Source organism: Nonomuraea sp. NPDC046570, from assembly GCF_040645915.1.
Classification (GTDB): Bacteria; Actinomycetota; Actinomycetes; order Streptosporangiales; family Streptosporangiaceae; genus Nonomuraea.
This window is the reverse complement of sequence record NZ_JBEYZF010000042.1, coordinates 36,673-50,719: the sequence shown is the minus strand read 5'-3', so window position 1 is coordinate 50,719 and position 14,047 is coordinate 36,673. Positions and strand designations below refer to the sequence as shown.

General features: G+C 69.5%; 16 protein-coding genes. 8 read left to right on the top strand and 8 right to left on the bottom strand.

Features of this window, described 5'->3' with window-relative positions; all coding sequences use genetic code 11:
- Positions 1-232 precede the first annotated feature (232 nt).
- Entirely contained in the window at positions 233-445 is a 213-nt protein-coding gene (locus tag ABZ911_RS37735) for a type IV toxin-antitoxin system AbiEi family antitoxin domain-containing protein (RefSeq protein ID WP_358067563.1), read from the top strand.
- 240 nt (positions 446-685) lie between these two features.
- Here the strand turns inward: ABZ911_RS37735 and ABZ911_RS37730 are convergent, their stop codons facing one another.
- On the bottom strand, positions 686-817 hold the full coding sequence (locus ABZ911_RS37730; protein ID WP_358067560.1) for a hypothetical protein: 132 nt from the start codon (positions 815-817) through the stop codon (positions 686-688).
- Between the two features lie 195 nt (positions 818-1,012).
- Here ABZ911_RS37730 and ABZ911_RS37725 point away from each other — a divergent pair, with 195 nt between their 5' ends.
- Positions 1,013-1,744: a hypothetical protein gene (locus tag ABZ911_RS37725; RefSeq protein WP_358067578.1), complete on the top strand. Its 732-nt coding sequence runs from the start codon at positions 1,013-1,015 to the stop codon at positions 1,742-1,744.
- On the opposite strand, the gene ABZ911_RS37720 is transcribed toward ABZ911_RS37725, so the two are convergent.
- Positions 1,677-2,069 (bottom strand): hypothetical protein, encoded by a 393-nt coding sequence (locus ABZ911_RS37720; protein ID WP_358067557.1) that lies wholly within the window; start codon positions 2,067-2,069, stop codon positions 1,677-1,679. The genes ABZ911_RS37725 and ABZ911_RS37720 overlap by 68 nt on opposite strands.
- 218 nt (positions 2,070-2,287) lie before the next feature.
- On the opposite strand from ABZ911_RS37720, the gene ABZ911_RS37715 reads away from it, so the two are divergent.
- The gene (locus ABZ911_RS37715; protein WP_358067554.1) at positions 2,288-3,724 is read left to right on the top strand and encodes an alpha/beta hydrolase; all 1,437 of its coding nucleotides are present in this window, start codon (positions 2,288-2,290) and stop codon (positions 3,722-3,724) included.
- A 114-nt stretch (positions 3,725-3,838) separates the two neighbouring features.
- Positions 3,839-5,887 (top strand): histidine kinase, encoded by a 2,049-nt coding sequence (locus ABZ911_RS37710; RefSeq protein ID WP_358067551.1) that lies wholly within the window; start codon positions 3,839-3,841, stop codon positions 5,885-5,887.
- Here the strand turns inward: ABZ911_RS37710 and ABZ911_RS37705 are convergent.
- A complete protein-coding gene (locus ABZ911_RS37705; protein ID WP_358067548.1) occupies positions 5,884-6,492 on the bottom strand; it encodes a response regulator transcription factor in 609 nt (202 codons plus the stop codon). The two genes, ABZ911_RS37710 and ABZ911_RS37705, sit on opposite strands and share 4 nt — an antisense overlap.
- Positions 6,493-6,589: 97 nt before the next feature.
- On the opposite strand from ABZ911_RS37705, the gene ABZ911_RS37700 reads away from it, so the two are divergent.
- Together ABZ911_RS37700 and ABZ911_RS37695 are read left to right on the top strand one after the other, a co-directional pair.
- Entirely contained in the window at positions 6,590-7,321 is a 732-nt protein-coding gene (locus ABZ911_RS37700) for an ABC transporter ATP-binding protein (RefSeq protein ID WP_358067545.1), read from the top strand.
- On the top strand, positions 7,321-9,663 hold the full coding sequence (locus ABZ911_RS37695; RefSeq protein ID WP_358067542.1) for an FtsX-like permease family protein: 2,343 nt from the start codon (positions 7,321-7,323) through the stop codon (positions 9,661-9,663). Before ABZ911_RS37700 ends, ABZ911_RS37695 begins: the two co-directional genes overlap by 1 nt.
- A gap of 80 nt (positions 9,664-9,743) precedes the next feature.
- Here the strand turns inward: ABZ911_RS37695 and ABZ911_RS37690 are convergent, their stop codons facing one another.
- From ABZ911_RS37690 to ABZ911_RS37670, 5 genes are all read right to left on the bottom strand, one after another.
- Positions 9,744-10,079, bottom strand: a complete 336-nt coding sequence (locus ABZ911_RS37690) for a hypothetical protein (RefSeq protein WP_358067539.1) — start codon at positions 10,077-10,079, stop codon at positions 9,744-9,746.
- A gap of 9 nt (positions 10,080-10,088) precedes the next feature.
- Entirely contained in the window at positions 10,089-10,274 is a 186-nt protein-coding gene (locus ABZ911_RS37685) for a hypothetical protein (protein ID WP_358067536.1), read from the bottom strand.
- Positions 10,275-10,316: 42 nt separating this feature from the next.
- Entirely contained in the window at positions 10,317-10,598 is a 282-nt protein-coding gene (locus ABZ911_RS37680; RefSeq protein ID WP_358067575.1) for a zinc-binding dehydrogenase, read from the bottom strand.
- 211 nt (positions 10,599-10,809) lie between these two features.
- Positions 10,810-11,244, bottom strand: coding sequence for a VOC family protein (locus ABZ911_RS37675; protein WP_358067533.1), 435 nt, complete (start codon positions 11,242-11,244; stop codon positions 10,810-10,812).
- 515 nt (positions 11,245-11,759) lie between these two features.
- Positions 11,760-12,335 carry a helix-turn-helix domain-containing protein gene (locus tag ABZ911_RS37670; RefSeq protein WP_358067530.1) on the bottom strand — a complete coding sequence of 192 codons (576 nt, stop codon included), beginning with the start codon at positions 12,333-12,335 and terminating at the stop codon, positions 11,760-11,762.
- A 421-nt stretch (positions 12,336-12,756) separates the two neighbouring features.
- Here ABZ911_RS37670 and ABZ911_RS37665 point away from each other — a divergent pair, with 421 nt between their 5' ends.
- Both ABZ911_RS37665 and ABZ911_RS37660 read left to right on the top strand, forming a co-directional pair.
- A complete protein-coding gene (locus ABZ911_RS37665) occupies positions 12,757-13,101 on the top strand; it encodes an enoyl-CoA hydratase-related protein (RefSeq protein WP_358067527.1) in 345 nt (114 codons plus the stop codon).
- Positions 13,102-13,127: 26 nt separating this feature from the next.
- Positions 13,128-14,006 carry an NmrA/HSCARG family protein gene (locus ABZ911_RS37660; protein WP_358067524.1) on the top strand — a complete coding sequence of 293 codons (879 nt, stop codon included), beginning with the start codon at positions 13,128-13,130 and terminating at the stop codon, positions 14,004-14,006.
- The last annotated feature ends 41 nt before the right edge of the window (positions 14,007-14,047 follow it).

The window sequence follows — 14,047 nt, the reverse complement described above, 5'->3', positions numbered from 1 at the left end:
CAAGCTCATCGAGCGGCCCGAGGAAGCCCCGGCCATCGAGGGGCAGCCAGCAGCTGCCTGAAAAGATTCTGATCCACAGGTATTGACGATTGCTCCGAGGCCCTGCAGAGGACACGTAGGGGTTTCACCCTCGCCTTGGTCGGCGTCGTTCGCTGGATTCGGGGTGGTCTTCGTGTATCTGGGCTCGAGGTCGGTGATGGGGAGTCCCTGGCCGAGGTCTTGTCAGTCGACGATGGCCACCTCCAACCGGCCGCTGCGCCCCCGGGAGATCGTGCAGGCGATGGGCAAGCCGGATACCCGCTCCCAGACGGAAGGGAAGCGATCCCGGTTGCGGCGCCTGGTGAGCGACGGGTGGCTCCAGCGGCAGGAAGACGGGCTCTACACGATCGCCGCCGGGATCAACGGGCACGCGCCGAAGGGAGATGAGTTGACCGATAGCCGGTGAGAGTGGCTCTGTTGCCCTGAAACAGGGTGCCGCCGAGGGTTCAGCTCGGCGGCACCCGAAGTTGCGTGAGCGACCAGCAGAATTAACCGACAGTGGCTCTCACATTCCCGAGAGTAACCCGGATGGAGACTCTTGGGGAGACGTCAAGCCCGGATTTCGCCCGCCTGCCCTGCCACAGGCCGGGCGAGGCGGGAAGGACCGACGATGCCCTTACCAGGGTCACAGCGACCTCGTCCCGAGTCAGCCTCCCGTCGCCCTGGCGGGCGGGTCCGGCCACACCCGGATGCCCAGCCCGGCCTCCACTTGGGCGATGGTGGCCACGTCGGGCCAGCAGCGCCCGACGGCCACGTCGTTGACGGTTTGCCGGTTCACTCCGCTGACCTCGGCCAGGCGGCGGAAGCTCAGCCCCCGCTCATCGGTGAATCGGGGCGGCGGATAGTCGGCCTCAGCGGCCTACGGCGCTGCCGCGCATGGAGACGTGGGTGCGGAGATCTATGCGACCTATGTGCTTCGGGAGCACTGGTCCTCCGGAGTCGGTGCGCGCAGATCCGCACCCTTGGGCAGGTATTGACGCAAGAGCCGATTGGTGTTTTCGTTGCTGCCTCGCTGCCAGGGGCTGCGTGGCTTGCAGAAGTAGACCGGCGCCCCGGCCGCCTCGCCGCCGACGGCGTCGTCCCGCACGCCACCGACCTGCAGCCGGGCGCAGAGATCGACCTTCCCGACTCCGAGCAGTATCCGTTCTATGGCAAGAACGGCTACTACCGCAGCTGGGATGCCAGGCCCATCTCGGCCGAGCGGCGGGAGGCGATAGAGCGGGAGGCGGCCAAGTCCGGGACCCGCCCGTCGGCCATCACCTATGTCATGACCCACCCGACGGCGGTCAAGACCGCTCTGCTGGCCGATGAGGCGACCCGATCGGCGGCGCGGGAGGCTCTTGAGGAGTTCGACGCCCGCCAGGCCGCCGCTGATGCGGCCGACCGCGCCGCGGCCGCCGAGGTCACCAGTCAGCGGCAGAGCGAATACGACGACGCCCAGCGCCGCGAGCGGGAGGCGTTCGCCGCGCAGGCCCGAGCAGCCCGTGACGGAACCGAGGCCGATGCGTCCATGAACGTCTTCAACCCCATGGCCGAGATCCGCATGGCCGCCTCGCGGGCGCTGGCGCGGCTGCACAAGCAGCAGATCCGCTTCACCGCCGATCGCGCCGAGGCCATCGCCGCCGTCCGGGACCTGGTCACTGGGTCCGCCCTGGACGACGCCGCTCTGGCGGCGTTCCTGGATGAGAACGGCAAGCTGCTGTGAGCCCGCAGCGGACACCACAGCGCGACACGATGGGCTGGACGCAGGCCGAGTTCGATGTCGCGGAGGTGACGATCTGTCTGCGTCCAGCGGCGCAGCGGGCGTGCGGCAGGGCGGGATGGCTGAGCCAGACCTCCTTGTCGTCGCGGCCCAGCAGGTAGCCGAACACCTCCAGGATCCGGGTGACCGAGGCCACCTCGGGCAGCGGGCGGCCTTCCGCCAACTCGGCCAGGTCCGCGTGCCGTACGGACAGATGACCGCTCTCGCCCACGGCGACCAGCCGCAGGAACACTTCGGGGGCCAGCTCGCGCGGGGGTGCGAAGGTCACGATTCGAGCCTGCCGCGAGGCTGGCACATCCCGCGATGATCGCCGAGCACACCGGGATGCGCTGAATCACGGATGCTGCGCGGATTCTGGGTGTTTGTCGCTTTCATGACGAGGTCACGGGTGGTCACTGACGAGGTCTCTGGTTCGACGATCAACGGCCCGGCAGAGTCGTGGACATCCGCAGAACCGAAAGGATCCTGATGAAAACCGTTGCCCTCTTGTCCGCAGCTGCCCTGACGACCGCACTGCTCGCGACCCCGGCGCACGCCGGCGTCACGCAGTGGAGCGCCTGCCTGCCCGGCCAGGGCGTCGATCCCCGGCAGGAGTGCATGACGATCGAGGTGCCGATGGACTACGCCGCCCCTGGCGGTCCGTCGGTCACGCTGGCGGTGTCGAGGATCAAGACGGCTCGCCCCGGGTCCCGCCGTGGCGTGTTGCTGATCATCCCGGGCGGTCCCGGCAGCCCGGGGTTGAACCGGCCCAGCACCCTGGTCAAGAAGCTGCCCCAGGAGGTGCTCGACCGTTACGACATCATCGGGTTCGACCCGCGTGGCGTGGGAAAGAGCTCGCCCGTCTCCTGTGGGTTCGCGCCCGCCGACCTCTCCCTCACGCGGCTCAAGCCGTACCCCGACGCAGACGGCGGCATCGCCGAGAACGCGGCGTGGTCGCGCCGGATCGCCGAGGCCTGCGCCCGAAACGGCGGGCCGCTGATCCGGCACATCAGCACCCGCAACCACGCCAGGGACATCGACCGGATCCGCGCGGCGCTCGGCGAGGACAAGATCTCCTACTGGGGCGTCTCGTACGGCACCTACGCGGGCGCCGTCCACGCCACGATGTTCCCCGGCACCACCGATCGAGTGGTCCTCGACAGCAATGACGACCCCGATCCGCACAAGGTGTCGCGCCAGTGGCTGGCCAACTACGCCGTCGGCGTGGAGGACAGTTTCCCCGACTTCGGAGCCTGGGCGGCTGCGCGCGACAGCGACTACGGCCTCGGCGCCGACGCGGCCGCTGTGCGCCGGACCTTCCTCGATCTCGCCGCCCGGCTGGACCGCGAGCCGCTGGCGTGGCCGGGCGCCAAGCCGGAGCAGCTGTTGACCGGCAACCTTCTGAGGGAGACCCTGCTCAACGCGCTCTACTCCACGGCCAATTACCCGATGCTGGCCGGGCTCATGCAAGCCGCTCTGAACCGTGCCGAGCTGCCCATTCCGAACACACCGGAGGAGGCCGCTCTCCAGAACACCGCTGCGCACGCCGGTGCCACGATGTGCAATGACATCGAATGGCCGAACTCGATCGCCCGACACGAGCGGCAGGTCAAGCGCAACCGGGCCGTCTACCCGCTGACCGCGGGCATGCCGGTCAACCTCGGGCCGTGCGCGTACTGGCCGTTCAAGCCTGCGGAGCGAGCCACGCGGATCAGCTCGCGCGGCCCGGCCAACGTCCTGCTGATCCAGAATCTGCGCGATCCGTCCACGCCCTACAGCGGGGCGCTGAAGATGCGCGAGGCGCTCGGGCAGCGGGCTCGCATGGTCGCCGTCGACTCCGGCGGTCACGGCGTCTACCTCGCCAACGGCAACGCCTGCGGCGACCGGACCGTCACCGACTTCCTCGTCACCGGCCACCTGCCCGCGCGCGACCGGAACTGCTGATGACTCGGCCATGACACACGACGGCGCGGTTCTGACGGAAACCATGGCACCGGTGCGAGGAAAATCGCACCCATGTGGTGATATAGCGATCCGTCATGATTCTGGAGGGTTGTTGTGTCGCGTCGTGCACGCTGGATCGTCATCGCCGTGCTCGCCGGGTTCTCCAGCGTCTACGCGGTAGCCGCCCCCTACGGCATCCTGCTGACGGGCCCGATGTTCGCCATGCAGCTGCCGTACGTGCTGCGCCTCTCCCGTCCCGCTCGTCTCCTTCCCGCCCAGGCCGTGATCGCCTACGCCGCCACGGCCTGGCTGGACATGTCGGTCGGCCTGCTCGGCTTCCTCGGCGGCTCGCTGCTGCTCACACGGCTGTGGCCGCTGGCGATCCCCGTCGCGGTGAGCGCCGCGATCATCGATCGCGCATCGCTCGACTCCACGATCTCCATGATCCTCATCTCGCTGATCATCTACGGTCTGACGCGGCTCGTCGAGCAGGTCGACGAGGTGCAGGCCACCAGGCTCGCCCTGGCCGCCGCAGCAGTGTCGGAGGAACGGCTGCGCATCGCCGCCCAGCTCAACGACGGTCTTGGCCGGGGCCTGGCAGGGATCACCCAGGGGCTGTCGGCCGAGGATCCCAGCCGCGAGTCCATCGCCGAGGTTGTCGGCACCGCGCGCCGGGCCCTGGCCGAGGCCAGGGCTGCGGCCTCCGGCTACCGCGCCACCTCGCTGACGCCCGAGATCACCACGGCTCGGGCGATGCTGAGCGCCACCGGCATCCCCGTCGAGGTCCAGATCGGCCACACCGAACCGCTCGGCCCCCCGGGGGCGCTGCTCGCGGCGGTGTTGCGGGAGTCGGTCACCCAGGTCGTACGGCACGGCGGCGCCACCTTCTGCGCCATCGAGACCCGCGTCCTCGCCCATCAGGTACGGCTCCGCGTAACGAACGACGGCGTACCCAACGCCGGCGACGAACTCCTCGGCGACCTGCCCGCCCGGCTCGCGGAGGCAGGCGGCACCCTCACCACCAGCCTGTCACCCCAGGGCCACCACGTCGTCGAGGCCATGCTCCCGCAGCCGGCCGAAGAGAGCGACACCCTGTACGACGAGGACCACGCCTACGCTCTGTCGATCAGCCTCCTGACCGCGATCCTCGTGGGCTTCAGCGCCAAGGCACTGCTCCAGGTCCCCTCCAGCCTCCTCATCCCCGGCCTCGTCCTGCTGGCGGCGATCGTCTTCGTGCAGCTGCGCTCGGTCAGGGGATGGCACACGGTGGGACTGCTGGTAATGGCGGCGCTGACGTACGCGCCGACAGCGCTGTTCGGCCAGGCCTGGCTGGGCATCGCCGGGTTCCTGGCCGGGCCACTGCTGCTCGCCTTCCCGTGGACATGGGGGCTGCACCTGGTGGCGGGGGTGATGGCCAGCGTGGCGGTGATCGGCTTCCTGCTCGGGCTGCCGGCGCCCGTCGTGGTCAACTACACGGTGAGCACGCTGGTGACGGGGCTGGTCATCTACAGCCTGAGCAGGCTCGCCCAGGTAGTGAAGGAGTTGCGGGAGGCCAAGGAGGAGCTGGCCAGGACCGCGGTCGTCGAAGAGCGGCTGCGCGCCGCCCGCGACCTGCACGACCTGCTCGGGCACAGCCTGGCGGCAATCTTGCTGAAGTGCGAGCTGGCCAGGCGGCTCGACGCTCCGCGGGCGCGCGTGGAGCTCGCCGAGGCTCTGGAGATGGCCGAGCGGGCCAAGGCTGATCTGCGCGCCGTGTCCGGTGGGCAGCTGGAGTTGGAGCTCGCCGCCGAGGCGGAGTCCGCGCGCTCCGTGCTGACGGCCGCGGGGATCGAGGTGTCGTTGTCGCTCGGGCACGAGGCGCTCGCCTCCGGCGCCGAGACCGTGCTGAGCGCGGTGCTGCGTGAGGCGGTCACCAACGTGCTCAGGCACAGCTCCGCACGGCACTGCGCGATCGCGACGGTGACGGAGGGGAAGGGGGTACGGCTGCGCGTCCGCAATGACGGGGTGGCCTCGGTGAAGGGGCGTCCTGGTTCGGCGGGGGTGGGGAATCTGACCACCCGGCTCGAGACCCTGGGCGGGCGGCTCGCCACCTCGCACGGGGAAGGGCGGTTCGAGCTGACGGCCTGGGCGCCGTACGAGGGTGCTGCGGTGGGCAGCCGTTAGATCCAGCCGGCTTCGGTGGCGATGCGGACGGCGTCGGTGCGGTTGCGGGCGTTGAGTTTGGTGGTGATCGTCGTCAGGTAGTTGCGGACGGTCCCCGCGCTCAGGAAGAGCTTGGCCGCGATGTCGGTGGCGTCGGCGCCCGAGGCGGTCAGGCGCAGCACGTCGGCCTCGCGCGTGGTCAGGGGGTTGTCGGCCAGGTCCCAGGCGATGATGGCGAGGGAGGGGTCGAGCACGCGCTGCCCCGCGGCGACGTTGCGGATCGCGGCGACGAGCTCCTCGGGCGGGGCGGTCTTGAGGAGGAAGCCGTTCACCTGGGCGGCGAGCGCCCTGCGCAGGTGGGCAGGCTTGCCGTACCCGGTCAGCATCAGGATGCGGCAGTCGGGCAGGCGCGCGTGGAGCTCGGCTGCGGCGGCCAGCCCGTCCAGGGTGCCCGGCATGTCGATGTCCATGACGGCCACGTCCGGGCGGTGGGCCAGGGCGGAGGGCACGGCGGCGTCACCGGAGTCCACGGAGTCGACGATCTCGAGGTCGTCCTCGAGGCCGAGGAGCGCGACGAGGGCGCCGCGGATGACGTGCTGATCTTCGGCGATAAGGATTCTGATCACAAGGAATATCTACCAGTGTCCGAATCATGAAGATGTCATACCGAACGCGTGATGATCTCTCTGGAAGGAGAAAGCGCAGCTCAGCAGAGTAGAGGGCATGACAGATGTAGTGAGCATGGACGCGGTGAGCAAGGTGTACGGGAAGGGTCAGAGCGCGGTGGCCGCCCTGCGGGAGGTGTCGGTGGCGATCCCGCGCGGAACCTTCACCGCGGTGATGGGCCCGTCGGGGTCGGGCAAGAGCACGTTCCTGCACTGCGCGGCAGGGCTGGACGTGCCGAGCTCCGGTTCCGTACGGCTGGGCGGCACCGAGCTGGCCGGGATGAACGAGACCAAGCTCACCGAGCTGCGCAGGCAGCGGGTCGGATTCGTGTTTCAGATGTTCAACCTGGTCTCCTCGCTGACCGTGCTGGAGAACATCACGCTGCCGCTGCGGCTGGCGGGGGTCCGCCCTGACCAGGCCTGGCTGTCGGAGGTGGTGAACCGGGTCGGGCTGGAGGGCAGGACCACGCACCACCCGGCCCAGTTGTCGGGCGGGCAGCAGCAGCGGGTGGCGATCGCCAGGGCGCTGGTGACCAGGCCCGAGGTGGTCTTCGGCGACGAGCCGACGGGCGCGCTGGACACGATGACCGCGCGCGAGGTGCTCGGCCTGCTGCGCGACGTGGTGTCCGTGATGGGACAGACGGTGGTGATGGTGACGCACGACCCGGTGGCCGCGTCGTACGCCGACACCGTCCTGTTCCTGGCCGATGGCCGGATCGTGGACACGATGGCCGCGCCGACCGCCGACAAGGTGGCCGTTCGCATGACGCACCTGGGGGCGTGGGTCTGATGTTCTCTTTCGCACTGAAGTCGTTGCGCCATCGCAAGGGCGCCTTCGCCGGGGCGTTCGTGGCCCTGTTCTGTGCGGCCGCGCTGGTCGCGGCCTGCGGCATGCTGCTGGAGACCGGGCTTCGGGGCCGCGTGGCCCCCGAACGGTACGCGGGTGCCCCGGTGATCGTGGCCGGTGACCAGTTCGTCCGCGAGACGATCGACAAGGGTGACGGCGAGACCAAGTCCAAGGCCAAGCCGCTGGCTGAACGCCGCTGGATTCCAGCCACCGTGGCCAGCCGGCTGAAGCAGGCGCCCGGCGTGGACAAGGTGGTCACCGAGGTGACCTTTCCCTTCCAGAACTTCCTCGCGCACGGTTGGGAGTCAGCGCCCCTCACCCCTTTCACCATCAAGGCGGGCACGGCGCCGGAAGGCCGCGACGAGGTGGTCGTGGACGCCCGTGCGGACATCCCTGTGGGAGCGAAAATCGGTGCTTACACCGTCGTGGGTGTCACCGAGCAGGCCCTGCCGAGCCAGGACACGATCTTCTTCAGCACCGCCGAGGCGCGCAGGCTGGCCGGGCGCGACGGGCTGGTGAGCGCCATCGGCGTCTTCCCGCGGGTGGCGGTCGCGGCCACGCCGGGCGCGGTGGCCTACACCGGAGACGATCGTGGCACCGTGGAGTTCATCGACGCGGAGAAGTCGCGGGTGAAGTTGATCAGCTTGGGTGGCGCGATGGGCGGCACCTCGCTGCTGGTGGCGATCCTGGTGGTGGTCGGCACCTTCGCGCTGTCGATCCAGCAGCGCCAGCGCGAGCTCGCCCTGCTGCGGGCGGTCGCGGCGACGCCGAAGCAGATCCGCAAGCTGATCGGCGGTGAGGCGCTGATGGTCAGCCTGGGCGCAGGCGCGCTGGGCGCGCTCACCGGGCTGGGGCTGGGCTTCTGGCTGCGCTCCAGGTTCGTGGCGCTGGGGGCGATGCCGGAGAATCTGGCCCTGGTCGTCAGCCCGTTCCCGATCTTCGCGGCGCTTCTGGCGACCGTGGGCGCCGCCTGGGCCGCGGCTCGCGTCTCGGCCCGCCGTACCACGCGCATCCGCCCGGTCGAGGCGCTGGGCGACGCGGCTCTGCCGAGCGCGCGGCTGCCCTGGGGCCGGCTGGTGCTCGGCCTGCTGATCGTGGCCGGCGGCGTGGTGCTGACCGTGGTCCTGTCGGGCCTGACCACCGAGGCGGCCTCGAGCCCGGTGACCATGTTCACCGCGTTGCTGTGGGTGATCGCCGTGGCGGTGCTCGGCCCGCTGCTGGCCAGGACGGCCACGGCGGTCCTGGCCGTGCCGCTGCGGACCTCCCGGGTGGGCGGCTGGCTGGCGGCCAAGAACCTCGGCTCGAGTGCCAAGCGCCTGGCCTCGGTCATCGTGCCTCTGGCGCTCATGATCGCGATGACCTGCACGATCCTGTTCGTCCAGACCACCATGCAGAACGCCGCCCAGGTCCAGGCCGAGTCGGGCACCAAGGCCGACTACGTCATCCCCGGTGGCTCGGCCGCGTCGGTCAGGAAGGTGGCGGGCGTGAGGGCGGTGACCGAGGTGGTGCGCACCTCGGTGCGGATCGGGCTGACGAAGTACGGCGCGCAGGCCGTGACTCCGGAAGGCCTGGACCAGACCATGGACCTGGGCGTGACCGCGGGCTCGATCAAGAACTTGAGCGAAGACTCCCTCGCCGTGAGCCGCACGACCGCCGACCGGCTGCGCATCAAGCCCGGCGACACTGTCAGACTCACTCTCGGCGACGGCACTCCGGCCCAGCTGACGGTGGCCGCGGTCTATGCGCGCGGCCTGGGCTTCGGCGACATCACCCTCGCCCACGGCCTGGTGGCCGGGCACGTGGACGACCCGAGGCCGTCGCTCCTGGTCGCGGGCCGGAGCGCCAAGCTCGACGGGTTCAAGGCGATCCGGGCCACGGAGATCCAGCTGGGCAACGCCGAGGTGAACTACGTGGCCATGGGCCTGATCATCGCCTTCGCCGCCATCGCCGTGGTCAACACGCTGGCCATGTCGACCTCGGACCGATCGCGCGAGCTGGCCCTGCTCCGCCTGGTGGGGACCACCAGGCGCCAGGTGCTGCGCATGCTGCGACTGGAGACGCTGACCGCGGCGCTGATCGCCACGGTGTTCGGCTCGGCGATCGCGCTGGCGACGTTGTCGGCCTTCAGCCTGGGCATGACCGGCTCCGCCGTACCGTCGGTGTCTCCCGTCACCTACCTGGTGGTGGTCGCGGTGGCGACGGGACTCGCCCTGATCGCCACCGAGGTGCCTGCCAGACTGGCGCTCAGGCAGCACCCCGCCGAAGCCGTCGGCGCCCGACAGTAGCCTGACATCCTGCAAGTGGTCGGCAACCTTCTCCAGCCAGGCTCGTGCGGCGGCCGCGGTGTCGGTGGTGTCCTGGCCGCTCACCGGAGCCACCCTTCCTCGGCCAGGCGCTCGCCGGCGCCGGGGCGACGATCTTGACCGAACGTGGCGCCCTGCTGGTCGCCGCCGCAGTTGAACCCAGGCTTGCCCACGTACGTCAACCACACCGGAAAGGACCCGGAAACCGGGCGGGCGCGGGCAGCGACGGTGAGGGTGGCGCCATAGCCGTACTCGGGTGGGTCGTCTCCGGCCGAGTGGTGCCAGCCTGCGGTGATCTCGGTGGAGGCGATCAGTTCCCCGGTGGAGCGGCGAGCTCGGGGTGGACGGGCGAAGACCGGGACGGCGGTGAGAACGATCTTTCTTCTCGTAGTTGCCATGAGCTGGCGCTAACGGGTGTTCCGCTGTTCCTCAACCCCGAGTTCGGCGCGGTCGCGGCTTTGGTGCAGGTCCCAGTAGGCCTGGGCGATGGCGTAGGGCTCAGCCTCGGGCGGACCGGAGCCGATCCAGGCGCTGATGGCCACGTGCGCGGCGTACACGCCGGTGCCGTGAAGGACCTGGTTGAGGTTGAGCACCCAGTTACGCAGCGCCGCGGCCCTCGTGTCGGCTCCGGGTGTTCAGCTGATGGTGATGGCGAGCTTGCCGAGGGCTCCCGCGCCGAAGTCGGCGAAGGCCTGCGGCGCCTGCTCGATCGGGTAGGTGGCGGTGATCGGGACCCGGATCGCACCCGAGGCGGCGTCGGCGGCCAGCCGGGCCAGGGTGGCCGCCTCGGGGTTGACCATCACCGCCACCACGCGCAGGTCGCGGCCGGGCAGCGTTTCGGCGCTCAGGCCCAGGGTGGAGGCCAGGCGTCCGCCGTCGGCGACCAGGTCGGCGATCTGCCGCCCGTCCCCGGCCAGATGCAGGGCGGCGGCCGCGGTGCGCCAGATTCAGTGAGACGCAGAGCACCGGGTCCGTCTCATCGAACTTGTCGCAATCTGTCGAACCGGCCGGACGGCTCGCCCATCCCGAGCGCCTGATCCGGCGATCTGCGCCACAGCGCTCTGACAGGTCGGGGGCGGTTCTTCATTCTGGCCCATGGGGACAGAACGAGGACACGTTCGCGGCCCCTCAGTCGAGACAGAACTCGTTGCCCTCGTTGTCCTGCATCACGATGCACGACTCGTTGTCGCCATCGGCAGGCAGTAGTCGCACGCGTACCGCGCCGAGCGCGACCAGTCGTGCGCACTCGGCCTCGAGTGTGGCGAGGCGCTCTTCACCCACGAGCCCGGTGCCGACCCGCACGTCAAGATGCAGCCGATTCTTGACGACCTTGCCTTCGGGAACGCGCTGGAAGAACAGTCGCGGGCCCACACCTGAGGGATCAATGCAGACGAACGCTGAACCCTTGCGCTCAGGCGGCAGCAAGTGTTCGAAGTCGTCCCAAGTAGCAAACCCCTCCGGTGGCGGCGGTACGACGTACCCCAACACCTCGCACCAGAAACGAGCGACGCGCTCAGGTTCTGCGCAGTCGAAGGTGACTTGGAACTGCTTGACCGATGCCATCGGTCCACCATAGGCGCGTGCTGTTCACCGAGACCCCGGATGTCATCGCCGCGCGGGTCGAGGTCTCGCGTGAGGCCGGGTCCCATCCGGTCGTTGAATCTAGCCAGATTCAGTGAGACTGTGCCGCCTTCGATGAGACAGGACAGCCCCGACTCGGTACCCCCACACGCCCGTAGGTGGGGCCACTTCTCACCCGTGAAATCAGACTGCCGCTCGACGACCAACCGGCGAGCCGGGAGTGTACGGCCCTTGCGGATCTGAGCCGGCCTGACCACGCCCGAACTCCGGGCCAAGAGCCGCCACCAGCACCTGGCCAGCCTCGGCCGCTATGTCCGCACCGGCCGTGGGTGTCGGCGCCGCGGATCAGGATGTAGCTGGGCAGCCGTTCGGGTTCGGTCGAGGTGATCGTGCCGCTGGAATTGCGTTGCACGTCGGTGAAGCCGAGCCAGGCCACCAGCTCGTCGGCGGCACGGTCGGCGAAGGGCGCTGGCGAAGCCGAGCCCGCGAAGAGCAGGTCAGATGGGGTACAGGCCGGTCAGGGCCAGGGCGAGAAGTTGTTCGGCCTGGTGATCGGCATCGGGTTCGCGTTCGGTGCTGAAGGCGATGCCGTTCGCGAGCTTGAGCAGTTGGATCGCGGTGACGTCGGGGCGGACGGCGCCGGCGTCCTGTGCGCGGGCGAGGAGTCGTTCGGCGGCGTCCTGGATCAGGTGCCTGCACCATGCCACGTCGGTGCCTTCACTCTGGAGGGCTGCCTTCAGCGTGGCGGTGAGTCCGCGGGAGGTACTGCCGTCTCGGACGATCTCCAGGAGCCAGGTGGCGAGCGCGTCGGCCGGTGAGGGGGAGGCGAGCAGGTCGCGCGCGTGTGCCTGCATTTGCTCCACACGGTCGCGGTAGACGGCTTCAAGTAGCGCCTCGCGGGTGGGAAAGCGGCGGTAGAGCGTCGCGTTTCCGACGCCGGCGTGGCGCGCGATGTCGTCGAGAGGCACGTCCACGCCGCGTTCGGCGAAGACCTCGCGGGCGGCGTGGATCAGCCGCTCCGCGTTGCGGCGAGCGTCGGCCCGCAGCGGGCGCTGATGCTGAGGCGCTGTCATGACCACCTGTTGCAATATGGGGAACCGTCCCCATATATTACCAAGACATAACCGGGGAGTAGTCCCCATTTATGGGATAGGAAGGATAGGTCATGACGGACGAACTGGATGCGTGGCACGACGACCTGGGCGGGTTCGCCGATCACCCCGCTCGCTGGGCCTGCACAACGCCTGGGGACGGCTGCTGCGGGACGTCGGGAGCGACCCGTCCAACGAGGTCGTTATCCTGACCGGAACGGGCGACGTGTGGATGGCCGGGCTCGACACGGCGTCCTTCGAACTGCCCTACCGCGCGTGGGCGGCCGATGCCCGGTACGAGGCCTACTACGAGCCTGGTCTTCGCCATCGACGTCCCGACGATCGGCGCCATCAACGGCCCCGGCTACCACCAGGAGCTCGCACTGCTCTGCGACCTCACCCTGTGCAGTTCCACCACATCGTTCGCCGATACGTACTTTCGCAAAGGCGCGGTGCCGGCGACGGCCAGCACCTGGCATTCCAGGAACTGATCGGCCTCAAGCGGAGCGCCCTGGCCCTGTACTCGGGGGAGCCGATCCAGGCCGCCCAGGCATGGGAACTCGGCCTGGTGAACGAGGTACTCCCTCCAGACCGGCTCCTCCCTCGGGCCTGGCAACTCGCCGAAATGATCATGTCGTGTCCCCGGACAACCCGGCGGATGACACACGCGGTCATGCAACGACCGTGGAAACGCCGACTGGTGAACGACCTCGCGATGGGACGCGCCCACCAGCTCTTCGACGCATGACCTCGATGACGAACCAAGGAGACATGATGACCAAGACCATGCTGGTGACCGGAGCGACCGGCCTGCAGGGCGGCGCCGCCGCCCGGCATCTACTCGCCGCCGGGCACAACGTACGCGCGCTCGTTCGCGATCCCGAAGCCCCAGCGGCCCGAGCGCTCGCCCAGGCAGGCGCAGAACTCGTGCCTGGCGACATGGGTGACCAAGTCTCGCTGGTCCGTGCGATGCGGGGTGCACAGGGCGTCTTCAGCGTTCAACCCACTGAGGGCTACCCCGGCACACCTCCCGACTTCACCACCAACGATGAGGTCCGCCTCGGGCTGAACGTCGCCGAGGCCGCCAGGGACGCCGGTGTGGGCCATATCGTCTACACCTCCGTCGGCGGGGTCGACCGGTCTCCGGGTATCCGCCGCTGGGAGAGCAAGTGGCGGATCGAGCGCCACATCAACGCCCTCGCCCTGCCCGCCACGATCCTGCGGCCCGTCCGGTTCATGGAGAACCAGTCCGACCCGCGCCTCGGTGTGCGCGACGACGCGCTGACCGACGTTTTCCGGCCGGACACGTCCGTGCAGCTCATCGCCGCCGACGACATCGGCGCCTTCGCTGCCCTCGCCTTCACCGACCCCGACCACTACGTCGGGCGGGCCATCGAACTGGCCGGGGACGAGCTGACCATGCGGCAGGTCGTCGCCGCGATCAGCCGGGCGACCGGCCGGAACGTCACCTACCGGGCGATCCCCCGCGAAGCCCTGACCGACCCCGACGGCATCGCCGGATACGACTTCGGCAACGACCGCGGCGGCTGGCAAGCCCACATCCCCATGCTGCGCAGGCTCCATCCGGACCTGATGGACTTCGAAACCTGGCTCGACCGCCACGGTGCCGCCGCTTTCGCGGCCCGTACCTGATGGCCAAGCGACCGGGGGCCGCCCCGCCCTCATTGGTCCCC

Coding starts and splice junctions, on each gene's coding strand:
- ABZ911_RS37735 (WP_358067563.1), top strand. CDS start 233: ATGGCCACCTCCAACCGGCCGCTGCGCCCCCGGGAGATCGTGCAGGCG.
- ABZ911_RS37700 (WP_358067545.1), top strand. CDS start 6,590: ATGACAGATGTAGTGAGCATGGACGCGGTGAGCAAGGTGTACGGGAAG.
- ABZ911_RS37695 (WP_358067542.1), top strand. CDS start 7,321: ATGTTCTCTTTCGCACTGAAGTCGTTGCGCCATCGCAAGGGCGCCTTC.
- ABZ911_RS37690 (WP_358067539.1), bottom strand. CDS start 10,079: ATGGCAACTACGAGAAGAAAGATCGTTCTCACCGCCGTCCCGGTCTTC.
- ABZ911_RS37675 (WP_358067533.1), bottom strand. CDS start 11,244: ATGGCATCGGTCAAGCAGTTCCAAGTCACCTTCGACTGCGCAGAACCT.
- ABZ911_RS37670 (WP_358067530.1), bottom strand. CDS start 12,335: ATGACAGCGCCTCAGCATCAGCGCCCGCTGCGGGCCGACGCTCGCCGC.
- ABZ911_RS37660 (WP_358067524.1), top strand. CDS start 13,128: ATGACCAAGACCATGCTGGTGACCGGAGCGACCGGCCTGCAGGGCGGC.